This is a genomic window from Robbsia sp. KACC 23696 (assembly GCF_039852015.1).
In the GTDB taxonomy this organism is placed as follows: Bacteria; Pseudomonadota; Gammaproteobacteria; order Burkholderiales; family Burkholderiaceae; genus Robbsia.
In genome coordinates, this window is the sequence record NZ_CP156626.1 from 1,646,866 (window position 1) to 1,668,645 (window position 21,780).

The window sequence follows — 21,780 nt, forward strand, 5'->3', positions numbered from 1 at the left end:
AGGAGCGATTTAATCTCGGGCCGCCGCGCCGATATCCCAAAACAGGCCGGCCATCATCTGCAACGCTTCGCGTGCGACGCTGCCGAGCAAATGTTCGTCCGGCGCATGCTGCCGGCAGTTCGGATAGGAGTGCGGAATCCAGATGGTCGGTAAGTCGAGCGTCTCGGCAAAACATTCGTTGGGAATCGTGCCGCCGAGATTCGGCAATATCGTCGTCGCCTTGCCCGTTGTGGCGCTCAGCGATCGCGTCGTGAAATGGACCCAGGGGTCGTCCGGGTCGAGTCGCGTGGCGCCACCCGATGCTTCGATGGACACGGCGATCTGCGGGAAGCCTTCGCGTGCCAGATGCGCTTCGATCAGGGACTTCGCGCGATGCCAGTCGGTACCGACGACGAAACGCAACTGGCAGACCGCTTCGGCGTGCTCGGGAATGGCGCTGACCGGACGCACGGTATTACCGGATTGCATCGCGAGGATTTCAAGCGTGTTCCAGGCGAAGATCCGTTCAGCCGGACTCAGGCCCGGCTCGCCCCAGCCCTCGGACAGCGGCGGATCGCCTTCGTCCGCGCCGACCACGAGGTCTTGCACCAGTTCTCGCACGCGCGCCGGTATTGCCGGCGGCAGCAGCCCATTGATACGAATGCGCCCGCGACCGTCGACGAGGCTTGCCAGTGCGTTGCTGAGCACGATGGCGGGATTCGCCAGCACGCCGCCCCAGTTTCCCGAGTGACGCGCGCCAAAGTCGTTGCCGACGCGCAAGCGGAAATGCAGCGCGCCCCGCGAGCCGAGGAAGACCGTCGGGTTGCCGGACAATTGACGGGGGCCGTCGGAGGCGATCAGGACATCGGCGCTGAGCCGCTCCTTGTATGCCGCGCAGAGGGCGGCGAGGCCGGGCGAACCGACTTCCTCGCCCATTTCCAGCACGATCTTGACATTGAAGCCCAGGCTACCGCGTGCGGCGAGTACCGCATCGAGGCCGGCGAGGTTGATCGAATGCTGGCCCTTATTGTCCGCCGTGCCGCGGCCATACCATCGATCTCCCTCGACGGTGATGGACCACGGCGTCAGTCCGTCGCGCCAACGCGCGGCATCGCCGCCGACGACATCGCCATGGCCATAGAGCAGGACCGTCGTCAGCGCAGGATCTTCGATGCGTTGTCCCAATAAAAAGGGCGGCGCGCCGGGAACCGGGTTATCCACCAGGTCGAAGTCGAAACCGAGATCGCGCAGCGCGGCGCCCATTTCATCGCGCAGATAGGCATGAAGATGCGGTGCCGCATCGGGCGACTGACTTTCCGTCGGCATCGCGACGCGGCGTTGTAATGCTTCCAGGAAGGCACCGCTGTCGTAATGGTCGCGTGCGAGATCGAGGGCGGTTTGGCGTGACATGGTGGCGAGTTCGGCGGTTCGTGATGCGTTCAGTGAAAGCGATGGTAGACGGCCGAAATAGTTTTTGAATTCGCAATCAAACAAGGTAACCTTGAAAAAAACGCAAACCTCGCGGAGCGGATTGTCGATGCGCACTTTGCTGGAGCCGTCGCTGTACTACTTCTCTGTCATTGCACAGTCCGGTTCGCTGACGGCCTCGACAGAAAAGCTTGGGATGACTGTGTCGGCGTTGAGCCGGCACATCGCCAAACTCGAAGGCGACCTCGGCGTGCCGCTCTTCGAGCGTCATGCTCGGGGGATGACCTTGTCCCATGCCGGAGAGATGCTGTATCGACACGCGCAGCGGTCGATCGCCGACGTGGAAGCGCTGGAGCAGGACATTCGGCGCGATGTCGTGCAACAGGCGCGTCGAATCCGGATCGCCTGCACGGAAGGATTCGCCTTCGATTTTCTGCCGACGTCGTTGAGCCGCTTTCGCAATGCCTATCCCGAAAGTCGGGTGCTGTTGGATGTGGTGCCGTCGCATGTCGCGACGCAACAATTGCTGAGCGGCGAAGCGGAGATCGCGCTGACGTTCAGCATGAAACCGGAGTCGGGCGTGTGGGTGCGCTGGACCATGTCGGCGCCGGTGATGGCCTTGATGCGTCGGCAGCATCCGCTCGCGACGCGCGCCTCGCTGCGGCTCGCGGAGCTGCAGCCTTACCCGGTGCTGTTGCAGCAACGGGCGACGACGAATCAGCAATTGTTCGACATCGCCTGTAACGTCGAAGGCGTCGATATCGTGCCTGCCGTGAGCAGTCAGTATGCGGCGGCCTTGTTCCAGTTCGTCAAGTGGATGGATGGCGCGATCATGCCTTCGGGCTATGTGGCCGTGGCGAACCGTATCGCGCAGGACGACTTGATCGCGATCCCTTTCGACAATCCCTTATTGCAGCAGCGGCGCCTGCAAGTGCAGACGCTTGCGGGACGCGCGTTGACGGGTTTGGCGGCAACCTGTCTCGAATGGTTGATCGCCGATCTGCGGCGCGCCGATATCGTTGGCGACGGTACGGCATCGATGCCCGCCGCCAACTGATGCCGCGGCGTCGCACGCTGAACCGCTGACAAACCGGTTACTGCAAGAACCGCCGCTCATAGCTTTGTAGATGCAGCAGCACCAGATCGAGCAGGGCAAGGGCGCCGCCGCCGTCGCGCTGCGTAGCGGACCCTCGCGCAGCATCCCGTGCGCGAATCAAGGCGCCGATCAAATGGTCCGCCTCGACCCGCGCACCGCGTTCGAGATCCTTCATCATCGAGGCGGTGACAGCGGAGTCCGGATTGCAAATCACGGCGCGGATACGCGCGGCCGACTCGGCGCTCAGCGCGGCGCCGGCATCGGCCGCCACCGCGGCGCATTCATCGAATAGCGCATTGGCAAAGGCGCTGCCGCCCGACGACACGATGGTGCCGATCGAAGCGCGCATCAAACAGGTCATGCCTGCCGCCGTCGCGATCTGCACCCATTTCTCCCACATCTGCGACAGAATGCGCGGACTGGCGATCGCATCGCATACCGCGTCGTCGAAGCAGGCCTGCAACGCCAGCACCCGTTCCGACATGCGTCCGTCGCGCTCGCCGAAAACGAGTTGATGGGTGTCGTTCAAATGCTGGACGCGACCGGCATCATCGAGCGCTGCCGAAATCAGACAGAAGCCGCCCAGCACATTGTCCGGGGCAAAGCGCGATGCCAGGCGATCCAGATGCACCATGCCGTTCAGTAGCGGTACGATCATCGTCGTCGGGCCGACCGCCGATGCGAACGCGTCCATCGTATCGTCGAGATCGTAGGCCTTGCAGCCGACAAGGATGGCATCGTAATGGGTTGGCGCCGCGGCGAGCGATTCGCGGCTGACGACCTGCGGTGCCGGAATGGTCAGATTGCCGAATGCGGGGCTTTCCACGACGAGCCCGTGCGCCGCGATGTGCTGCGCGCGGCGCGGCCGCAGCAGAAAGGTCACGTCCTGCCCGGCATGCGCGAGGCGTGCGCCGAAATAGCCGCCCAGCGCGCCGGCGCCGATGATCAGGATCTTCACGGTTTCATCACTACCGATTTCGATGGGTAATCGGAGGCCCAGGTGGGTGACAGGGGCGCGATGAATACATTTTCGGTACGCGTGCGGGCGATTTTCCAGTGGCCATCGGCACCTTTGCGGAAGAGGTTGTTCAACCGCGACGATCGGAGCAAGGCCTTACCGTCGGAAAACAGCCAGGGCTGCATATGCACCCATTGCCCGTCCGCGTTCTGACCGTCTGCGTGGACGTGGATTTGCTCCGATGTCAGGTAATGGCAATTCAGGATCAATTCGGGATCCTTCTTTTGTCCCCAGAAGGCCTCGAAATGGCGACGTATCGCCGCTTTGCCGACGGCCTGTCCGAATTGGCCATCGTAGTATTCGCCGACCCCTTCCCAGATCGCATCTTCCGTGTAGAGCGCGAGGATCAGTTCGATACGCGCGGCGTCATCGGCCACCGCGTATTCGGGAAGCGGCGTATCGCACAGGTACATATACCGTGCCTGGATCTTGCGGATCTCGGATTCGGCCTCCAGCACTTCCAGACGGCGTACCAGGGCGGCGTAATCCACCGTTCCGGCTTGGGGTTCTGACATGATCTTCCTCGTGATGGACGGGCAACGGCCGGGTTCGACGCGCCCACGATAGGGTTGGCGGCCGTCAGCGTCAAATCCATCAAAATCGCGCTCCCCATCAATGGCGCTGATGACGACGGCCTTTACGCGCGCGCGGGCGGCGTCTTGGGCGAGATGGCGCTCAGCGTTTCGATCAGCAGCGAGCGGAACCAATGGTGTCCGGCATCGTGCTCGTACACCTCATGCCAATGCACCATCGACGCGAACGCGGGCAAGGCGACCGGCAGCGGATAGATCGCGAACTGCCCGGCCGCATTGAATACCTCGGCGACCCCGCGCGGCACGGTGACCATCCAGTCGGTGCGCAGCAGGATCTGGGGGATGACGGTGAAGTGTTGAACACGCATCGCGATGCGACGTTGCAGGTCGCGGTCTCGCAGCGCATGGTCGATGGCCAGATGACTACTGTCCGTAGACGACACCGCAATGTGCTGCAGCGCGAGAAACTGCGCGGCCGACAGCGTGCCATTCGGCAAACCCGGGCGTTTGCGTGTCATGCAGGCCCACTCCTCATGGAACAGCACCGCGTGCCGCGTCACGCGCTTCAGCTCGGGCAAATTGCCGATCGCAAAGTCGAGCTGACCCAGACGCAGTTTGGTTTCGATCTCGGCGATTGGCACCGGGTCGGCCGCGACGCGGACGTGCGGGGCGCGCTGTTGCAGCTTTTCGCAGACCGGCGGCAGAAAAACCTGTTCGCCGACGTCCGACAGCGTCAGGCGAAATTCCCGCGTGCTGCTGGCCGGGTCGAAAGGCTCGGCGTCGCGGAGCGTTTCGCCAATCGCGGCCATCGCGCGCCGCAGCGGCAGCGCCAGGCGCTCGGCGGCCGGTGTCGGGGCCATGCCGCTCGGCATCCGTACGAACAGCGGGTCTTCGAACAGCGCACGCAGACGTCCCAGCGCATAACTGACGGCCGGTTGCGTCAGGCCCAGCCGCTGCCCGGCACGCGTCAGGCTGCGTTCTTCGAGGATCACATGGAAGACACGCAACAGGTTCAGATCGACACGCAGCAAATCAGTGGCATTCATGGGCGGCATATTTAAGATGAATTTGACCGATGTCTGGATGCCACTCTAGACTCGGTCAATAAGTTCTGCAATAAGGTGAAAGCGAATGGCGTCTTCGGAGCAAATGGGAATGCCGTCGGCGGCGCTCGGGCCTTGCACGCGAACCGTGCCGGCGCTACTGACCGCGCGCGTCGCCCGCAAGCCGGACGGGGTGCTGTTTTCGGATCGGCGCGATGCCTGGTCGGCGCAGGCCTTGCATGACGTGGTGGCGCGACGGGCGGGCGCCTTGCATGCGCACGGCATCGTTCGCGGCGACCGGGTGGCCGTGTTGTGTTCGAATCGCTTCGAATTTCTCGAAATCGTGCTCGCCTGCGGCTGGCTTGGCGCGGTTGCCGTACCGATCAATACGGCCTCGCGCGGGCTGCAGTTGCAGCATATCCTCGCGAATTCGGGCGCGTGCCTGCTGGTCACCGAGGCCACGTCGATCGACGTAGTGCGCGCGTTGGATCGCACGGCCATCCCGTTGACGTGTATCTGGTTGCTCAATGCGATCGAGGCAAGCAATGAGGCGCTAGCAGAACGCGACGTCGTTGCCGAGACGACGGACGTCGCATCGCTTATCGCGACGGTGCCGATGCCGGTGGCGCTCACGCCGATCGCGCCCGCCGTGTTATCCGACGGCGACCCCTTTGTCATCCTCTACACTTCGGGGACGTCTGGCCTGTCAAAGGGAGTCATCTGTTCTCATGCGCAATTCTTCTGGTGGGCCACGCATACCGGTGGCGATCTGGAAGTGCGCGAGAACGACATTCTGTACACCTGTTTGCCGCTGTTCCACACCAATGCCTTGAATGCGTTTTTCCAGGCCTTGATGTTCGACGCGACGTTGATCGCGGATCGCCGGTTTTCCGCCAGTCGTTTCTTCGATGCGCTCGTCGAAACCGGCGCCACGGTGACCTATGTCCTCGGTGCGATGGTGCCGATTCTGCTGAGCCGTCCGGAAACGCCGGCCGAACGCACGCACCAGGTGCGCGTGGCATTGGCACCGGGCGTGCCGGCACAATTCCACGACGCCTTTATCGGCCGCACGGGCATCGGCTTGACCGATGCCTACGGTTCGACGGAAACGAATGCCGTTATCGGCGGGCCGCTGGCGACACAACGGGCCGGCTATATGGGACGTCTCTCGGACGCCTTCGAGGCGCAAATCGTCGATGCCTTCGACGAGCCGATTCCGGACGGCCAGGCCGGCGAATTGGTCCTGCGTGCGAAACGTCCGTTTGCCTTCGCGAGCGGGTATTTCGGGATGCCGGAGAAGACGGTAGAGGCCTGGCGCAATCTCTGGTTTCATACCGGCGATCGCGTCGTGCGCGAAGCCGACGGCTATTTCCGCTTCGTCGATCGACAGAAGGATGCGATTCGTCGACGGGGCGAGAACATCTCGTCTTTCGAAGTCGAGCAAGTGCTGTCGCGTCATCCGAGCGTCGAGCTGGCCGCTGTCTTTGCCGTGCAGTCCGAGCTCGCTGAAGACGAGGTCATGGCGGCCATCGTGTTGCGTGCCGACGCCTCGCTCGCGCCCCTTGACCTGATCCGGTATTGCGAGCCGCGCCTGCCGTATTTTGCGGTCCCGCGCTTTCTCGAATTCGTGCAGACTTTACCGAAGACGGAAAACGGCAAAGTGCAGAAATACAAACTGCGCGAGCGGGGCGTGACGGAAGCGAGCTGGGATCTCGAAACGTCCGGTTATCGCGTTCGGCGTCCATGAGCGCGCACGCGTTGTTTGACTTTATTGAAAGCGCCCCGATCGACGGGGACCAGGGAGCCATTCGATGCCATCTCGCGATTTCGACGGCGCACTGATTGCCGCGGCGGTCGAGGTGCCGTACCGACGCAAGCATGACGAGGCCGGCACCGCGGGCTTGCTTGCGCAGGCGTTCTCCGCCGTGCTTGCGCGTTCGGGCTTTACCGCGAAGGACGTCGATGGACTGGGGGTATCGTCTTTTACGCTGGCGCCGGATCACGCGATCGATATGACCTGGCGACTTGGCCTGAGCACGCGTTGGAATATGGACGATTGCAATGGCGGTGCCAGCGGCATCAATATGCTGCAGCATGCCATTCGTGCCATCCAGCATGGCGATGCGAATGTAATCGTCCTGTTGTCGGGAGATACCTTCGCGCCTGCCGACTTCAAGCGGCTTGTCGAGCATTACAACGTCGTCACGCGCGACTATCTGCGGCCTTTGCAGAATGGCGGCCCGAACAGTCTGTTTGCGATGCTGACGGCGCGCCATGCGCGCCGCCACGGACTGACGCGGGCGGATTATGGCCGGCTTTGCGTCGCGCAACGCGAATGGGCGATGCGCAATCCGGGCGCCGTCTACCGCACGTCTTTGACGTTGGACGACTATCTGCGTGCCCCGATGGTGGCCGATCCGCTGTGCCGTTTTGATTGTGTCCCCGTCGTGAGCGGTGCCAATGCCATCGTCGTCGCGCGAGCGGATCGCGTGGGCGGCAGGCCGGCCGTGCAGGTGCAAGCGCTGCAAAGTCGCTTCAATCACGATCATCAGGACGGCGATGGCCTGAGCACGGCAATGGCGTGCTTTGCGGATACCTTGTGGCGCGATGCCGGTGCCGCGCCGACGCAGATGGACCTGGCATGCGTCTATGACGACTATCCGGCGATGAGCCTGATCCAACTGGCCGATCTCGGATTTGCCCCCGATGGCGATCTCCGTGCATTGATCGCACGCGTCGCGTCGCAGGCGCTGCCGGTGAATACCTCCGGCGGCCAACTGTCGGCGGGGCAGGCCGGCGCGGCCGGAGGCATGCACGGGCTGGTCGAAGCGATTACGCAATTGCAGGGCGCGGCCGGCGAACGTCAACTGCCCGACGCGGCGTTGGCGGTGGTCAGTGGCTATGGCATGGTCGGATATCGCTACGCGATGTGCGCGAATGCCGTCGTCCTGGCGCGCACAAACGGAGCGCCATCATGATCCTGCAACTGACACGCTGCACGCACTGTGACCTGTGTGTCTTTCCCGCGCGCTTCCTTTGCCCGGCATGCGGCGGCGCCACGTGGCGAGCGCAGGAAGGCACACAGGGGCGCATCACCGAATGGACCCTCGTGCGTGCGCGGATCGGTGTCGATGCGCGCGCCGACGATGGCGGTCCGGTCCATCTGGCCAGTGTCGAAACCGACGCCGGGCCGGTCGTGATCGCCAGGATCGATGCGGCGCAATGGTCGGACGAACAGACAATCGACGGTGCCCGCGTGGCCTTGACGATCGATGAAACGCAGCGCATTCACGCACGTCGCCTCGACCGCGGGGAATAGGGGCCCCACTTATCGCGTGTGTGTCGCGCACACGCGATCCAAACGACATTCAGCCGACAGAAAAAAAGGATCGACATGCAGATTGAAGGGAATGTGGCGTTCGTCACCGGTGCGAATCGGGGGCTGGGCATGGCCTTCGTCGATGCCTTATTGGCGGGCGGTGCGCGCAAAGTCTATGCGGCGGCGCGGGACGTGTCGACGCTGCCGGAACGGTGGGCGGACGACGCCCGGATCGTCGCGATGCCGCTGGACATCACGCAACTTGCGCAGCAAAGAGCGGCCGTGGCGCTCGCTTCCGATACCCGCTTGCTGATCAATAATGCCGGTGTGAATCGTCTGCAATCGGCATTGATCGACGACGACCTTGCCGCCGCGCGCGCGGAGATGGACGTGAATTATTTTGGGACGCTACAGTTGACGCGTTGCTTCGCGCCGATTTTGAGACGCGGCGCGGCAAACGCTGAGGAAGCGGATCGTCCCGCCATCGTCAATATGCTGTCGATCCTGGCCCGCGTCACCTTGCCGATGATGACGACCTTATGCGCGTCGAAAGCAGCGGCCTTGCGGATGACGGAAGGCGTGCGTGCCGAGCTGGCGCCCCATGGCGTGCGCGTTCTCGCGGTGATGCCCGGTGCGATCGATACCGATATGAGCCGTGATTTTCCGCCACCGAAATTAGCGGTCGGCGACGTCGTCGAGGCCGTTTTCTCGGCATTGCAGGGCGATGCCGACGAAGTCTATATCGGCGACATGGCGCGGCATATCGCAACGCAACTGGCGTCGGACCGTATCGCGATACAGCGGCAGTTGGCGAGCATGGCGTGAGCGACTGTCATTACCCCGAGCGTTCGCATCATCGGGACGCGGTGTTTCTCAATATTGTAAGGAGCGCGCAGTGAGCGGCCAGACCATTCAAATCGATTCGGCCGACGGCCGGCAATTCTCCGCCTACCTCGCGACGCCGGCACAGGGCTCGGGCCCGGGGCTCGTGCTGTTGCAGGAAATCTTCGGCATCAACGGCTATATGAAAGCGATGGCGGATCGTTATGCCGAGGAAGGGTATGTCGTCTTGGTGCCGGACCTTTTCTGGCGCATGAAACCCGGCGTCTTACTCGGATACGACGAAAAGGACTTTGCACAAGCGCTGGATTATAACGAACGCCTCGATGTGTCGCTGGCGGTCGCCGATATCGCCGCGACGATCGCCGCATTGCGCGCGCATCCGGGCCAGGCCGGCAAGGTGGGCGCCGTGGGATATTGCCTGGGCGGCCGTTTGGCGATGCTGACGGCGGCGCGCACCGATATCGATTGTGCAGTGAGCTATTACGGCGTGGGCCTCGAGGCGTATCGCGAGGAAGTCGATGCGATTCACTGCCCGATGCTCTTCCACTTCGCCGGCAAAGACGCTCTGTGCCCGCCCGAGGTGCGTGAATCCATCCTGACGACGTTCGCCGGTAAGCCGAATATCGCGCACCACGTCTATCCCGATTGCGATCACGCCTTTGCCACGCCCGATCGACCGTCCTTCGATAAACCCGCTGCGGCGATGGCCTATTCGTACACGCTGGCCTTGCTGCGCAAGACGCTCGGACCGATCTTCGACTTCAACGCGTTATGGGAAAAGCACTGCTACTACGAGTTCGCCACCCGCGACGTCGATGCGGTCATGCCGACGATGGTCGCCGAGCCCTACGTCAACCATATTCCGACGATGACGGGCGGCGTTGGCCATGACCAACTGAAGCGTTTCTATAAATACCATTTCGTCGATGCGAACCCGGCCGACACGCGCTTGATTCCGTTGTCGCGAACGATTGGCGCGGATCGTATCGTCGACGAGTTCGTCTTCTGCGCGACGCATGACCGTGAAATCGATTGGTTATTGCCGGGATTGGCGCCTACCGGGAAGTACTTCGAGGTCCCCATGCTGGCAGTCGTCTGTTTCCGCGGCGACAAGCTCTATAACGAGCATATCTATTGGGATCAGGCATCGGTGCTGGTACAGATCGGCGTGTTGAATCCGGAAGGCTTGCCGATTGCCGGGGCACAAGCGGCAAAAAAGCTGCTGAATGAATCGATGCCGTCCAATACGATGATGCCGAACTGGGCATCGAGCGAAGGCAAGCCTGTCTGAGCTGATTTTGCATTCGACTGTTTCGAGGGAGCCGCTATGCAAGATCCGTACTGCCATACCAGCAGTATTTTGATAGAAAAGTCCGCCGACGTGGCATTCGAGATCATGTCGGACGGCTTGAAGCAAGGGCAGTGGACGTGGGGCAGTTTTGATCGCAGCGAAGCGGCGCCGGGCGTTTTCGTCGGCACCTCGGTTTTTTCAGGAAAAAAGACCTATGTGCGATTGCATGTCGATCGCGCGCGCCTGCAAGTCGAGTACGACGTGGGCGGTTCGCCCGAGACGATGCAGTTGCGCAATATTTCGCGCGTGATCCCTGGGCCGCAATTGAAGCTGAGCGAAAATGTGTCGGTCGTGACCTTGATGAGTTGGCGTCTTGCCACGCAGTCCGATGCCGATTGGACGCAGTTTTGCTGCATTCACGAGGCAGAGATGTTCCTGATCAAAGGGCTGCTTGAACGCGATCATCCGACCTAAGGACGTGCCGCGCGGGGAGTGCAGCCCGCGTCAGCGGTGTGATCGTGCTTATCGGCGCCGCAGTGTGTCCGACGGCGACTCGCCGAACGCTTTGGCGTAGGCGAGAGAGAAGCGCCCCAGATGGAAGAAACCGCATTCGAGCGCGACATCTGAAATGCGCACATGGCCGTCCGAACGCAGCAGCGTCTGGCGGGCATGTGCCATCCGCGTATCACGGACGAATTGCATCGGTGTCATGTTGCGGAATTGCTGAAACCCGTCGCGTAACGTTCTCGCGGGCACGCCCGCGGCGGCAGCGATATCCTGCAGTTGCAAGGCGTCCGCGCTGTGGGCGCGCACGAACTCTTCCGCGCGCACGACAAACGCCGGCGCAATGCCGGCCGGGCGTGCACTGCTGCCGCGTACGAGGTCGACGGCATCCGCCGATGGTGTCAACGTGCCGCTTTGCGATAGCAACTCAATAAGCAGATGCTCCATATGCGCGGCAATCCGCGGATGAGCGCGTGCGCTTTCGAGAAGATCGGTCGATCCGGTCAAGGTACGGAGCTGCTCCATCCAGCCGCGCAACAGCGGGCCGCCCACCGGCAAATGCGCGGCAATCCGACTCGGTTCCTCGCCGAGCACCGAAACAAAGGCATGCGCGTCGATCCGAAGCACGAATTGCTCGCAGTGGTCGGACAGCATCGCATCGAAGGAATGCCCGGGTCGGCACAAGATGCCGTTGTATCGGTCCACCTGCAAGGTCGTGCCGCGGGTACGCGCCAAGGCCCTTCCTGAGAGGCAGAACATCAGCAGGTAATAGCCGTCGACCGATTCGACATCCACGTGCATGTCGGAGCCGAATGCGATGGTGCCCAGTCCGAGCCGCCCGACCTTGACGAAATCCATGTGCGACGTGCCCTCGGCGCGCCCGGTCGGGCGTAGGGCGTGCGGCTGCATCACGCGCGATATCGACTCCCGCGTTTCGTCAAGGTCCGACGATTCGAACAGGCGATATTTGCGCAGCGCATCAGGATGAAAAACGGATGGCGACATGGTTGGCTGCCCCGGGGACGAGGGGAATTCACGCTCAGTCTATCCCGGAAACGGGCGTTTGGGCGAAAGCTGCCGAATTTGGATAGTGCGCGCGGCGCAACGTCTTTTCCGGATAGACCCGTCATTTTGACTGTCCAAAAATCCGCTGACACGCGCTGGAAAAGCGCGAATTTTGCCCCATGACCGGAGAAACACGATGGACACAGTCGCAATGCCCGTGAGCCGCAAGACGGCTCCGGAAGCGGGCGGTCTGCCCGGCGCCGCCGATGCGGTGACGTTCCCGCACGACGACGGCTCGCGCGTGCCGTACAAGGTTTTCAGCTCGCAGGCGGTCTACGACCGGGAGCAAGAGCGGATCTTCCGTGGTCCGACTTGGAACTTTCTCGGGCTGGAAGCGGAAGTGCCGAAGGCGGGCGACTACAAGAGCACGTTCGTCGGCGACACGCCGGTGGTTGTGACGCGCCTGGAGGACGGCGGCCTTGCGGCATGGGTGAACCGGTGCGCGCACCGGGGCGCATCGGTGTGCCGCAAGTCGCGCGGCAATGCGACCTCGCATACCTGCGTCTACCATCAGTGGAGTTTCGACAACAGCGGCAATCTGCTGGGCGTGCCGTTCCGTCGTGGCCAGAAGGGCATGACCGGTATGCCGGCGGACTTCGATCCGAAGCAACATAGCCTGCGACAACTGCGAGTCGAAAGCTATCGCGGCTTGATTTTCGCCACGTTCAGCGAGACGGTCGGACCGTTGCCGGACTATCTCGGTGCGGAAATGCGTCCCTGGATCGATCGGATCTTCCATAAGCCGATCGAATATCTCGGCTGCACGCGACAGTTCTCGAAATCGAACTGGAAACTGTATTTCGAGAACGTGAAGGACCCGTACCACGCGAGCATGCTGCACCTGTTCCATACGACGTTCAACATCTTCCGCGTCGGCATGAAGGCGCGTTCGATTCCGGATGCCACGCATGGCCTGCACAGCATCATCACCGTGACGAAGACCGGGGAAGATACTTCCGCAGCCTACAAGCAGCAGAACATTCGCTCGATGGACGAAGGCTTCACGCTGGAGGACGATTCGATCCTCGGTCTTATCTCGGAATACGAGGAAGACACGACCAATCATATTCAGCCGATCTTTCCGCAGCTGGTCATCCAGCAGATTCACAACACGCTGGTGGCGCGCCAGCTGTTGCCGAAGGGGCCGAACAGTTTCGAGCTGATCTTCCATTTCTTCGGCTATGTGGACGACACACCGGAAATGCGGGAATTACGCTTGAAACAGGCGAATCTCGTCGGCCCCGCCGGTTATATCTCGATGGAAGACACGGAGGCAACCGAGCTGGTGCAACGCGGCACGATTCGCGATGCAGACGCCACGTCGGTGATCGAAATGTCGCGGGGTAATCCGGATCAGCAAGACACGGTGATCACCGAAAGTCTGATTCGGAAATTTTGGGTCGGCTATCAGAAATTGATGGGGTATTGAGGCACAACGCCAGCGGAACGACGGCACGGTCGACGTGACCGCCAATGCACAAGAGGGAAGACGATGGACCGAACGACGTTGTGGCTCACGCTGCAAATGCTGCAAGACGAATATATCAGCAACCTCGACAACGACCGGTTGGAAGCCTGGCCGGGCATGTTTACCGAGGATTGTCTGTATGAGATCGTGCCGAAGGAAAATGCCGATATGGGCTTGCCGGTAGGCATCATCTATTGCACGAACCAGAAGATGCTGCGCGACCGCGTGGTCTCGCTGCGCAACGCGAATATCTTCGAGGAGCATACCTATCGCCACATGACATCGGGCATGATCATCTTGTCCGAGCGTGACGGGGAGATCGAAACGGAAAGCAACTACGTCGTGATCCAGACGCGTGCCAACGGCGAGTCGAACGTGTATCAGGCAGGGAAGTATTACGACACGGTCGTCAAGACGGATGCCGGTCTTCGCTATCGGCGCAAGCGCGTCATCTATGACACGTCGCGCGTGCAAACGCTGCTGGCGACGCCGATCTGAGGGGGCGTATGGAAACGACACAACACAACTGGCAGACCATCGGGACCCTCGATGATTTCACCGAAGGCGAGCCCGCGGCGGTGTTCGCCGGCGATCGGCAGATTGCCGTCTTTCGCCTCGGCGATGAAGTCTTCGCGCTGAACGATCTGTGCTCGCATGGACATGCCCGTCTGTCGGACGGTTTCGTAGAGGACGGCTGTGTCGAATGTCCCTTGCATCAAGGCTTGATCGACATTCGTACTGGCGCACCGCGGTGCGCGCCGATCACCGAACCGGTACGCGTGTTCCCGATACGGATCGTCGATGCGCGGGTTGAAGTCCATGTCGCGTAAGCACTACGTCATCGTCGGTGCCGGGCATGCGGCACGGCGCGCCGCCGAATCGTTACGTGCAGGCGATGCGGAAGCGGGCATCACGCTGATCGGTGACGAAAATGCGCTGCCCTATGATCGGCCCGTCTTGTCGAAAGAGGCGCTGACGAAGGCGGACGGCACCGATCGTGCATTCATCCGCGATGCGGCCTGGTACGACGCGCAGCGCATCACGCTGCTGCTGGGTACGCGCGTGACCGCCATCGATCGCGCGCAGCGTCGGGTACTGACGGATGCCGGCAAGACGGTGCCCTACGATGCCTTGCTGCTTGCCACCGGTTCGCGTGTCAGGCCGTTTCCTGGAGCGGTGGATCCCGACGTGCGGGTCCATTACGTTCGCACCGTCGCCGATGCGCAGGCGCTGCGCGCGGCCTTGCGGCCCGACACGCGTGTGGCCATTTTGGGCGGCGGATTCGTGGGCCTGGAGGTTGCCGCGTCCGCGCGAACGCTAGGCTGTCAGGTCAGCCTGTTCGAATCGGCGCCGCGTTTGCTGCAGCGCTCCATGCCGGCGGTGGTCGGTGCGTCCCTGGGCGCCTTGCATCGGTCGCACGGCGTGGATATCCGGCTTGCCACCCGGATCGACGCCTTGCGTCGCCATGGCGCATCGGCCATCGAGGTTGTGACGGATAGGGGAAACGTGACGGCCGATGTGGTCGTCGTGGGCATCGGTGTTCTGCCGAACGTCGCGCTCGCCGAGGCGGCGGGATTGACGGTGGAGAACGGTATCGTCGTCAATGCGCAATGTCGCACCGACGATCCCTGCATCTTTGCGGCGGGGGAAGTGACGTCGCATTTCAACCCTTTGCTGCAGCGCCGTTTGCGGATCGAGTCCTGGCAGGTCGCGGAGAATCAGCCGCTGGTGGCCGCGGCGAATATGCTCGGCGGCGACGAAGCGTATGCCGAGATACCGTGGTTGTGGTCGGACCAATACGACTGCAATGTGCAGACGCTCGGCGTGTTCGAGCCTGAGGATCAGACGCCGTCGGCGGCGCATCTGGTGCTGCGAGGCGATGCGGAAGGCGGCGCATACGCCTTGTTCGCGCTCGATGACGCACAGCGTTTGCGCGCAGCCGTTACCGTAAACGCTGGCCGCGACATGGCGGTGTGCCGTCGACTGATGGTGTCCGGTAAGACGCTGTCTTCCGCGGCATTGCAGGATAGCGCCATTGCATTGCGTAGCTTGATGTAAGTCGCGGGCGAGGATTGGGCGGGGGCCTGGCGCGTTGCGGGAGCCGGATTCGGGGATCGGATCACGCCTGCGTGTTCGCCAGCACCGCATCGTGGAAGCGGATCGACGCCGGCGCGGCGTCACCATCACGCCGCACGAGCCAGGTTTTGCGCATGCCGACGCTGATGGCGCCCAGTCCGGTTGCAAGCGCGCCTAGCGCCGTGACGCTGCGCGGCACCAAGGCCACGGCGGCGCCTGCCGCGACGTTCGCCAGCATTGCATGATACGAGTTGGTTTCCTGCACGCGCCACTCGCTGGATGTCGGTATCGACAAGGTGTGTTCGGCGATGGCGCGGTAGGCGCATCCGACGCCGAATGCCGACAAGGCGCGCGTCCCGATCTGCTCCGGCGTGCGCGCGGCACAGTCGCGCGGCGGCGTCAGCAACAGCAGTTCCTCATTCCAGGTCGGCAGTGCCGTCAACCCCATCGCCGCGAGCGCTGTCGCGCCTTCCTCGTCCGACGAGGGGAGCGCAAGGAAGGCGCAGTCCAATTGCTCTGCCTGAATCTTCTGCAGTAATTGTCGGGAGGGCGCCGTAACGACCTCGACGCGCGTCTCCGGATTTGCCGTTCCGAAATGCCGCAGAATCGGCGGCAGGCGACTGGCCGCGGTGGCTTCCATGCTGCCGATTCTGAGCGTGTCGCCGCGTTGCGCGCCGGACACGACGCGCGCGGCCTCATCGGCAAGCGCCAGCATGCGATCGGCATAAGCGATATACAACTGGCCGGCGGGCGACAGACTGAGGCGTTTTCCCGTCCGAATAAAGAGCGGCGCGCCCAGTTCCGCTTCGAGCTGCTGGATCCGGGTGGTCACATTCGACGGGACGCGCCCCAGCCGCGCGGCCGCGCGCGTAATGCTCAGCTCGGCAGCGACGACGCGAAAAATGGTCAAGACATCCAGATCCAAAACATTCTCCTGGAAGAAATTCGTATCTTATTATATTCTGATTTAAAGAATATATGCCAACGAGACAGGAGCATGCGATGCAGACGACGCCAGACGCGCTGACCGCCTTACTGGGCGTGCGCTATCCCATTATTCAGGCGCCGATGGCGGGCGTCTCGACTCCGGGCCTGGCCGCGGCGGTATCCAATGCGGGCGGCTTGGGTTCCCTCGGCCTGGGCGCAAGCGGCGACCAACAGGCGCGCGAGCAGATCGCGAAGACGCGGGCGCTGACCGACAAACCGTTCAACGTCAACTTCTTCTGCCACGTCGCGGCGCGGGCCGATACCGACAGGGAGGCGGCGTGGCTGGCGCATCTGGCGAGCGAGTTTAAGCGTTTCGGGGCGGAGCCGCCTGCGGCATTACGAAACATCTATGCCACCGCGGTCGGTAATGACGCTTTGTTGGCAACGTTGCTCGAAACGCGGCCTTCGGTCGTCAGCTTTCATTTCGGGCTGCCCGATGCGCATTGGATCGGCGCGCTGAGAGACGCCGGCATCGTGACGATCGGTTGCGCGACCAATGTGGACGAGGCCACGCGCATCGAACGCGCGGGCCTCGATGCAATCGTCGCGCAAGGCATCGAAGCCGGTGGACATCGTGGCGCGTTCGATCCGACGCATGACGACCAGATCGGCACCTTGGCATTGGTGCGTCTGGTGACGCGCGCGAGCAGCTTGCCGGTGATCGCCGCGGGCGGCATCATGGATGGGAGCGGCATTGCCGCGGCCATGCGATTGGGTGCGGCCGGGGTGCAGATGGGCACGGCGTTCCTGCTATGTCCCGAGTCCGCGACGCCGATGGCATACCGGGAGGAACTCAAGAGTGAGAAAGCAGGGCACACGGCGATCACCTCGGCTATTTCAGGACGGCCGGCGCGCGGTATCGTCAATCGCCTGCACACACTGGGTGTGTACGGATCGCCACCATTGCCGGACTACCCGATAGCCTATGATGCGGGTAAGGCGCTGCATCAAGTCGCGGCCGCTCAGGGCGACAGCAGCTATGCCGCGCATTGGGCCGGGCAGGCCGCGGCGCTGATCCGGGAAATGCCGGCTGCCGAATTGATCGCGACGTTGATCCGGGAGTGGGGCGAGGCATGACCCCGCGCGGCCGAGCGTCCGCATAGTACAAGCGAAAATCACATGAAAATAGCGAGGCGCGACAGCGCGATGTCCAGCGTGCGCCACCCCCTTTCGCATCAGCCAGCGCCGCTGCTCGCGTCGGTTCTCGGGACCCTTGCCGTCATGGGCGTCGCATCGGTCGGGGCGCTCTTGTTCAAGATGGTCCGCTATGTCGATCCGTGGCATCGGAAAGTCTCGGACGCCGGTTATATCGAAAAAAGCGCCTGCGTGAACGGCATCACGTTGCACTACGTCGAAGGTCCCGCGAATGGGCCGCCGCTCGTGCTCCTTCATGCGCAGTTTCTTGATTGGTTCAGTTACAGTCGCGTTTTGCCCGCGCTAGCGAAGTCGTTTCATGTGTACGTCATCGATTATCCGGGACATGGCCATACGGTGACGCCGGCCGACTATCCGATGACGGCGGATCGTATCGGCGCGGACATTGCGGACTTTATCGAGACACACATTGGACGTCCTGTCTTCGTCAGCGGCAACTCGTCGGGCGGTCTGCTTGCCACATGGTTGGCGGCCTACCGTCCAGCGCTCGTTCAGGCGGCGTTGCTGGAGGACCCGCCGTTGTACGCATCCGAGTATCCCGAGATCAAGCGCACGATTGCCAATCGCGCTTTCGTCACGAGTTATCAGGCGACGCAAGATCATCCAAGCGACTTCCTGCTGTATTGGATACGCAGCAACGCGCCATTCTTCCGCAGACGAGTGGGTCCGGGAACGCCGTCTTTGCTACGCGCAGCCGTCAAGTTGTATCGCGCGGCGCGCCCAGGCCAGCCGGTGGAAATCGGGCTTATCCGCAACGATACCGTGCGTTTCCTCGTGCGCGGTCTCGATCAATATGATCCGCGCTTCGGGGCGGCCTTTTATGACGGGAGTTGGAATCGCGGATTCGACCATGGCCATGCGCTCGGCCAGATTCAGTGCCGCACATTGCTTCTTCACGCGAACTACAGGATCCTGGCCGACGGCACGCTCGATGGTGCAATGACGCGAGAGCAGGCCAGCCGTGCGGCATCGCTGTTGCAACACGGCAGCTACGTCAAGGTTGACGCGGGGCATGTTGTGAACGTGGAGAAGCCCGACGAATTTGTCGCATTGCTGCGCGATTTCTTTCTTGGAAATGTCGTGTCGGGCGAGACGGTCGCACCGTTAACCTGATGCCATCACGTTCGCACGCGCAGCTGTTTTGCCGTGAGATGAATGCGTAGATCGAGTTCGATCTGGTGGTAGCCGGGTTCCATGAATTCGCAAAGCCGATAGAAGGCTTTGTCGTGCTCGGGCTCCTTGAGATGCGCCAATTCGTGGACGACGATCATGCGCAGGAAGGCCAGCGGTGTGTTCCGGAAAAGCGCGGCGATGCGGATTTCCTTTTTGGCCTTCAGCTTGCCGCCCTGAACGCGGGAAATCGCCGTATGCAGCCCGAGCGCATGCCGCACCACGTCAAGCTTGTTGTCGTAGAGCACCTTGTCGATCGCGGGCGCCGAACGCAGATATTGTTGCTTTACATCGGCGCAGAAGGTGTACAGCGCTTTGTCGGATTGCACCGCGTGGCGCGGTCCACCAACTTCTATCTCTGCGTCCGCGGGCAATGCATAATCGGGATAGCGCTTCTGTAGATAACGGATGACGCGGCCCTCGGCCAATAGCGTGCGAACCTGCTGCTGCAACGCGGGCGGGTAATGATTGAGATAGGGCAGGCGCTGCAGCGCAGCGTCGAGCGCCGCCCCATTCGGGGGCGGCGTCGGGCTGGCCATGGCGGTCGCGCGGACGGGTGCCGCGCGGCCGATCGCGGGGTCCGTCACGGCCCGGTAGCGAAGCGAAAGGCGCAAACCGGACAACCTAGGCCGACTGCGCGACGGCCGTGTCGACGGCGCCGGTCGTCATCCCGATAAACTGCCGCAACTCTGGCGTTTTGGGATTGGTGAACAGTTCCTCCGGCGGGCCGATTTCGTGCACTTTGCCTTGGTGCATGAACACGACGCGGTCACAGACCTCGCGGGCGAAACGCATTTCATGCGTGACCATCAGCAGCGTCATGCCTTCGTTGGCCAGTTGCCGGACGACGGCCAGCACTTCCTGGACCAGTTCCGGATCGAGCGCCGACGTGATTTCGTCGCAGAGCAGCGCTTGCGGTGCCATGCATAGCGCGCGTGCAATCGCCACGCGCTGCTGCTGACCGCCGGACAACTGGTCGGGATAGGCATCGAACTTCGCGCCCAGACCGACACGCTCCAATTGCGCGACCGCCGTCTTGCGTGCCTCGGCCTCGCTGGTCTTCTTGACGACCATCGGCGAGATCATCACGTTGCGGCCAACGCTGAGGTGCGGGAACAGATTGAATTGCTGGAAGATCATACCGATCTTCAGACGCAGCCGTCGCAGTTCCGCCTCGCCCTGCCCGACATAGGCGCCGGCAACGTTGATATTGCCTTCGTCGATGGTTTCCAGTCCGTTGATACAGCGCAGCAGCGTGCTTTTTCCCGAACCGCTCTTGCCGATGATCGCGATGACCTCGCCTTTTTCGACGGTCATCGTGATGCCTTTGAGCACCTCGTTGTCGCCGAAGCGCTTCTTGACGTCGTCAATGGTGATGAGGGGCATGGAACTTCTTCTCCAGGAAACGGCTGTAAAGCGATAACGGCCAGCACAGCGCAAAATACATGATGGCGACGAGGCCGTAGGTTTCAAAAGGTTGGAACGTCGCGTTCGTGATCATCGTCCCGGCTTTCGTGACTTCGACGAATCCGATGATCGAGGTCACCGCGGTCCCCTTGACGATCTGCACGCAGAAACCGACAGTAGGGGCGATGGCGATCCGCATCGCCTGCGGCAGGATCACATGACGCATCTGCTGCAGGCGCGTCATGGCCAGGCTGGCGGACGCCTCCCACTGGCCTTTGGCGATCGATTCGACTGTTCCGCGCCAAATCTCCGACAAAAAGGCGCTGGACCACAGGGTCAGACCGATACCGGCCGCGAGCCACGCCGGCACGTCGAGACCGAACAACGCCAGGCCGAAGAAGATCATGAACAGCTGCATCAGCAGCGGTGTGCCCTGAAACAGCTCGATATAGCCTCTTGCGAACCAGTTCGCCGTCCGTGAACGCGAAATGCGCAGCCATAGCAACACCAGGCCGACCAAACCACCCATGACGAACGCGACCACCGATAGCAGCGCAGTCCAACGCAGCGCCATCAGCAATGCGCGAATGATATCCCACAACGTAAAGCTCATGCGCGCGCTCCCGGGGCGGCGACAACCGTTGCAGGCTGTGGCGTGCGTCGATTGATGACGAAACGGTTGCCGATGAAGCGCAGGATCTGGCGCAGGACAATCGCCAAAACCAGATAGATCACCGTGGTGACCGCATACGCTTCGAAGGAGCGGAAGTTCCGTCCCTGGATGAAGTTCGCGGCAAACGACAGTTCCGTCACGGCGATCGTCGAGCAGACGGCGGAGCCCAGCATTACGATGACCAGCTGACTCGACAGGGCCGGCCACATCTTCTGCAGCGCGGGGCGCAGGATGATGTAGCGGAATGCCTGACCGCGCGACATCGCCAGGCTGGCTGCCGCTTCGCGCTGACCGCGCGGGATGGCGGCAATGCCGGCGCGGATGATCTCGCTGTTGTAGGCACCCAGATTGATGACCATGGCCAGGATCGCCGCCTCCATCTCATTGATCCGGATGCCGCGTGCCGGCAGACCGAAGAAGATGAAGAACAACTGGATCAGGAAGGGCGTGTTACGGATCACCTCGACGTAGAGGCTGATGACCGGACGCAACCACGTGGGCCCGTCGGTACGCACCCAGGCGCAGAAGATGGCCACTAGCATGCCGAGAATGCCGCCGGCGACGGTCAGCTCGATCGTGACCTTGATGCCGGTGAGCAACACCGGGGTGTAGTCGAAGACCGAGCCGAAATCGAATTGATATGCCATCTCGAAAATGCGAAAGCGTGAGGTCCGGGATGCGGCACGCCATGACGGCGCGCCGCATCCCGGACGATGATGGCGGAA

23 protein-coding genes are annotated in these 21,780 nt (G+C 62.2%); 13 read left to right on the plus strand and 10 right to left on the minus strand.

What is annotated here, in order from left to right; translation table 11 throughout:
* Positions 1 to 9: 9 nt before the first annotated feature.
* On the minus strand, positions 10 to 1,389 hold the full coding sequence (locus tag ABEG21_RS06865) for a M20 family metallopeptidase (protein ID WP_347556469.1): 1,380 nt from the start codon (positions 1,387 to 1,389) through the stop codon (positions 10 to 12).
* 127 nt (positions 1,390 to 1,516) lie between these two features.
* Here ABEG21_RS06865 and ABEG21_RS06870 point away from each other — a divergent pair, with 127 nt between their 5' ends.
* Positions 1,517 to 2,464 (plus strand): LysR substrate-binding domain-containing protein, encoded by a 948-nt coding sequence (locus ABEG21_RS06870; RefSeq protein WP_347556470.1) that lies wholly within the window; start codon positions 1,517 to 1,519, stop codon positions 2,462 to 2,464.
* 37 nt (positions 2,465 to 2,501) lie between these two features.
* On the opposite strand, the gene ABEG21_RS06875 is transcribed toward ABEG21_RS06870, so the two are convergent.
* The 3 genes from ABEG21_RS06875 to ABEG21_RS06885 form a co-directional block, all read right to left on the minus strand.
* A complete protein-coding gene (locus tag ABEG21_RS06875) occupies positions 2,502 to 3,461 on the minus strand; it encodes a ketopantoate reductase family protein (protein WP_347556471.1) in 960 nt (319 codons plus the stop codon).
* Complete coding sequence (locus tag ABEG21_RS06880; RefSeq protein ID WP_347556472.1) at positions 3,458 to 4,036, minus strand: nuclear transport factor 2 family protein; 579 nt, start codon at positions 4,034 to 4,036, stop codon at positions 3,458 to 3,460. The genes ABEG21_RS06875 and ABEG21_RS06880 overlap by 4 nt, the downstream gene beginning before the upstream one ends.
* Before the next feature lie 122 nt (positions 4,037 to 4,158).
* Positions 4,159 to 5,100 (minus strand): LysR family transcriptional regulator, encoded by a 942-nt coding sequence (locus ABEG21_RS06885; protein ID WP_347556473.1) that lies wholly within the window; start codon positions 5,098 to 5,100, stop codon positions 4,159 to 4,161.
* An 85-nt stretch (positions 5,101 to 5,185) separates the two neighbouring features.
* On the opposite strand from ABEG21_RS06885, the gene ABEG21_RS06890 reads away from it, so the two are divergent.
* The 6 genes from ABEG21_RS06890 (at position 5,186) to ABEG21_RS06915 (ending at position 11,024) form a co-directional block, all read left to right on the plus strand.
* Entirely contained in the window at positions 5,186 to 6,844 is a 1,659-nt protein-coding gene (locus ABEG21_RS06890) for an ATP-dependent acyl-CoA ligase (RefSeq protein ID WP_347556474.1), read from the plus strand.
* Positions 6,845 to 6,908: 64 nt separating this feature from the next.
* Positions 6,909 to 8,075: a thiolase family protein gene (locus ABEG21_RS06895; protein ID WP_347556475.1), complete on the plus strand. Its 1,167-nt coding sequence runs from the start codon at positions 6,909 to 6,911 to the stop codon at positions 8,073 to 8,075.
* Complete coding sequence (locus tag ABEG21_RS06900; protein WP_347556476.1) at positions 8,072 to 8,416, plus strand: hypothetical protein; 345 nt, start codon at positions 8,072 to 8,074, stop codon at positions 8,414 to 8,416. The genes ABEG21_RS06895 and ABEG21_RS06900 overlap by 4 nt, the downstream gene beginning before the upstream one ends.
* A gap of 75 nt (positions 8,417 to 8,491) precedes the next feature.
* Positions 8,492 to 9,241: an SDR family NAD(P)-dependent oxidoreductase gene (locus ABEG21_RS06905; RefSeq protein ID WP_347556477.1), complete on the plus strand. Its 750-nt coding sequence runs from the start codon at positions 8,492 to 8,494 to the stop codon at positions 9,239 to 9,241.
* Positions 9,242 to 9,311: 70 nt separating this feature from the next.
* Complete coding sequence (locus ABEG21_RS06910; RefSeq protein WP_347556478.1) at positions 9,312 to 10,550, plus strand: dienelactone hydrolase family protein; 1,239 nt, start codon at positions 9,312 to 9,314, stop codon at positions 10,548 to 10,550.
* 36 nt (positions 10,551 to 10,586) lie between these two features.
* Positions 10,587 to 11,024: a hypothetical protein gene (locus tag ABEG21_RS06915; RefSeq protein WP_347556479.1), complete on the plus strand. Its 438-nt coding sequence runs from the start codon at positions 10,587 to 10,589 to the stop codon at positions 11,022 to 11,024.
* 48 nt (positions 11,025 to 11,072) lie between these two features.
* Here ABEG21_RS06915 and andR read toward each other — a convergent pair whose 3' ends face one another.
* On the minus strand, positions 11,073 to 12,059 hold the full coding sequence (gene andR / locus ABEG21_RS06920; RefSeq protein WP_347556480.1) for an anthranilate 1,2-dioxygenase regulatory protein AndR: 987 nt from the start codon (positions 12,057 to 12,059) through the stop codon (positions 11,073 to 11,075).
* 211 nt (positions 12,060 to 12,270) lie between these two features.
* On the opposite strand from andR, the gene andAc reads away from it, so the two are divergent.
* From andAc to ABEG21_RS06940, 4 genes are all read left to right on the plus strand, one after another.
* Positions 12,271 to 13,548 (plus strand): anthranilate 1,2-dioxygenase large subunit AndAc, encoded by a 1,278-nt coding sequence (gene andAc / locus ABEG21_RS06925; RefSeq protein ID WP_347556663.1) that lies wholly within the window; start codon positions 12,271 to 12,273, stop codon positions 13,546 to 13,548.
* 63 nt (positions 13,549 to 13,611) lie between these two features.
* On the plus strand, positions 13,612 to 14,085 hold the full coding sequence (gene andAd / locus ABEG21_RS06930) for an anthranilate 1,2-dioxygenase small subunit AndAd (RefSeq protein WP_347556481.1): 474 nt from the start codon (positions 13,612 to 13,614) through the stop codon (positions 14,083 to 14,085).
* 8 nt (positions 14,086 to 14,093) lie between these two features.
* Positions 14,094 to 14,417, plus strand: coding sequence for an anthranilate 1,2-dioxygenase ferredoxin subunit AndAb (gene andAb, locus ABEG21_RS06935; RefSeq protein WP_347556482.1), 324 nt, complete (start codon positions 14,094 to 14,096; stop codon positions 14,415 to 14,417).
* Positions 14,407 to 15,645: an FAD-dependent oxidoreductase gene (locus tag ABEG21_RS06940; RefSeq protein ID WP_347556664.1), complete on the plus strand. Its 1,239-nt coding sequence runs from the start codon at positions 14,407 to 14,409 to the stop codon at positions 15,643 to 15,645. The genes andAb and ABEG21_RS06940 overlap by 11 nt, the downstream gene beginning before the upstream one ends.
* 61 nt (positions 15,646 to 15,706) lie before the next feature.
* Here ABEG21_RS06940 and ABEG21_RS06945 read toward each other — a convergent pair whose 3' ends face one another.
* Positions 15,707 to 16,573, minus strand: a complete 867-nt coding sequence (locus ABEG21_RS06945) for a LysR family transcriptional regulator (protein ID WP_347556483.1) — start codon at positions 16,571 to 16,573, stop codon at positions 15,707 to 15,709.
* Positions 16,574 to 16,665: 92 nt separating this feature from the next.
* Between ABEG21_RS06945 and ABEG21_RS06950 the strand changes: the two genes are divergently transcribed.
* Positions 16,666 to 17,727, plus strand: a complete 1,062-nt coding sequence (locus ABEG21_RS06950) for a nitronate monooxygenase (RefSeq protein ID WP_347556484.1) — start codon at positions 16,666 to 16,668, stop codon at positions 17,725 to 17,727.
* A 42-nt stretch (positions 17,728 to 17,769) separates the two neighbouring features.
* On the plus strand, positions 17,770 to 18,918 hold the full coding sequence (locus ABEG21_RS06955) for an alpha/beta hydrolase (protein WP_347556485.1): 1,149 nt from the start codon (positions 17,770 to 17,772) through the stop codon (positions 18,916 to 18,918).
* A gap of 5 nt (positions 18,919 to 18,923) precedes the next feature.
* Here ABEG21_RS06955 and ABEG21_RS06960 read toward each other — a convergent pair whose 3' ends face one another.
* The 4 genes from ABEG21_RS06960 to ABEG21_RS06975 all read right to left on the minus strand — a co-directional run bounded on the left by ABEG21_RS06960 (position 18,924) and on the right by ABEG21_RS06975 (position 21,702).
* A complete protein-coding gene (locus tag ABEG21_RS06960; RefSeq protein WP_347556665.1) occupies positions 18,924 to 19,466 on the minus strand; it encodes a M48 family metallopeptidase in 543 nt (180 codons plus the stop codon).
* Positions 19,467 to 19,599: 133 nt separating this feature from the next.
* Entirely contained in the window at positions 19,600 to 20,361 is a 762-nt protein-coding gene (locus ABEG21_RS06965) for an amino acid ABC transporter ATP-binding protein (protein WP_347556486.1), read from the minus strand.
* Entirely contained in the window at positions 20,342 to 20,995 is a 654-nt protein-coding gene (locus ABEG21_RS06970) for an amino acid ABC transporter permease (protein ID WP_347556487.1), read from the minus strand. Before ABEG21_RS06970 ends, ABEG21_RS06965 begins: the two co-directional genes overlap by 20 nt.
* Positions 20,992 to 21,702: an amino acid ABC transporter permease gene (locus tag ABEG21_RS06975; protein ID WP_347556488.1), complete on the minus strand. Its 711-nt coding sequence runs from the start codon at positions 21,700 to 21,702 to the stop codon at positions 20,992 to 20,994. Before ABEG21_RS06975 ends, ABEG21_RS06970 begins: the two co-directional genes overlap by 4 nt.
* Positions 21,703 to 21,780: the final 78 nt, after the last annotated feature.

What these genes read in the sequence shown, in the direction of transcription:
- andAb (WP_347556482.1), top strand. Translation starts at nt 14,094, where the DNA reads ATGGAAACGACACAACACAACTGGCAGACCATCGGGACCCTCGATGAT.
- ABEG21_RS06900 (WP_347556476.1), top strand. Translation starts at nt 8,072, where the DNA reads ATGATCCTGCAACTGACACGCTGCACGCACTGTGACCTGTGTGTCTTT.
- ABEG21_RS06870 (WP_347556470.1), top strand. Translation starts at nt 1,517, where the DNA reads ATGCGCACTTTGCTGGAGCCGTCGCTGTACTACTTCTCTGTCATTGCA.
- ABEG21_RS06940 (WP_347556664.1), top strand. Translation starts at nt 14,407, where the DNA reads ATGTCGCGTAAGCACTACGTCATCGTCGGTGCCGGGCATGCGGCACGG.
- ABEG21_RS06895 (WP_347556475.1), top strand. Translation starts at nt 6,909, where the DNA reads ATGCCATCTCGCGATTTCGACGGCGCACTGATTGCCGCGGCGGTCGAG.
- ABEG21_RS06915 (WP_347556479.1), top strand. Translation starts at nt 10,587, where the DNA reads ATGCAAGATCCGTACTGCCATACCAGCAGTATTTTGATAGAAAAGTCC.
- ABEG21_RS06965 (WP_347556486.1), bottom strand. Translation starts at nt 20,361, where the DNA reads ATGCCCCTCATCACCATTGACGACGTCAAGAAGCGCTTCGGCGACAAC.
- ABEG21_RS06970 (WP_347556487.1), bottom strand. Translation starts at nt 20,995, where the DNA reads ATGAGCTTTACGTTGTGGGATATCATTCGCGCATTGCTGATGGCGCTG.
- ABEG21_RS06865 (WP_347556469.1), bottom strand. Translation starts at nt 1,389, where the DNA reads ATGTCACGCCAAACCGCCCTCGATCTCGCACGCGACCATTACGACAGC.
- ABEG21_RS06905 (WP_347556477.1), top strand. Translation starts at nt 8,492, where the DNA reads ATGCAGATTGAAGGGAATGTGGCGTTCGTCACCGGTGCGAATCGGGGG.
- ABEG21_RS06890 (WP_347556474.1), top strand. Translation starts at nt 5,186, where the DNA reads ATGGCGTCTTCGGAGCAAATGGGAATGCCGTCGGCGGCGCTCGGGCCT.
- andAd (WP_347556481.1), top strand. Translation starts at nt 13,612, where the DNA reads ATGGACCGAACGACGTTGTGGCTCACGCTGCAAATGCTGCAAGACGAA.
- ABEG21_RS06975 (WP_347556488.1), bottom strand. Translation starts at nt 21,702, where the DNA reads ATGGCATATCAATTCGATTTCGGCTCGGTCTTCGACTACACCCCGGTG.
- ABEG21_RS06885 (WP_347556473.1), bottom strand. Translation starts at nt 5,100, where the DNA reads ATGAATGCCACTGATTTGCTGCGTGTCGATCTGAACCTGTTGCGTGTC.
- ABEG21_RS06955 (WP_347556485.1), top strand. Translation starts at nt 17,770, where the DNA reads ATGAAAATAGCGAGGCGCGACAGCGCGATGTCCAGCGTGCGCCACCCC.
- ABEG21_RS06950 (WP_347556484.1), top strand. Translation starts at nt 16,666, where the DNA reads ATGCAGACGACGCCAGACGCGCTGACCGCCTTACTGGGCGTGCGCTAT.
- andAc (WP_347556663.1), top strand. Translation starts at nt 12,271, where the DNA reads ATGCCCGTGAGCCGCAAGACGGCTCCGGAAGCGGGCGGTCTGCCCGGC.
- ABEG21_RS06880 (WP_347556472.1), bottom strand. Translation starts at nt 4,036, where the DNA reads ATGTCAGAACCCCAAGCCGGAACGGTGGATTACGCCGCCCTGGTACGC.
- andR (WP_347556480.1), bottom strand. Translation starts at nt 12,059, where the DNA reads ATGTCGCCATCCGTTTTTCATCCTGATGCGCTGCGCAAATATCGCCTG.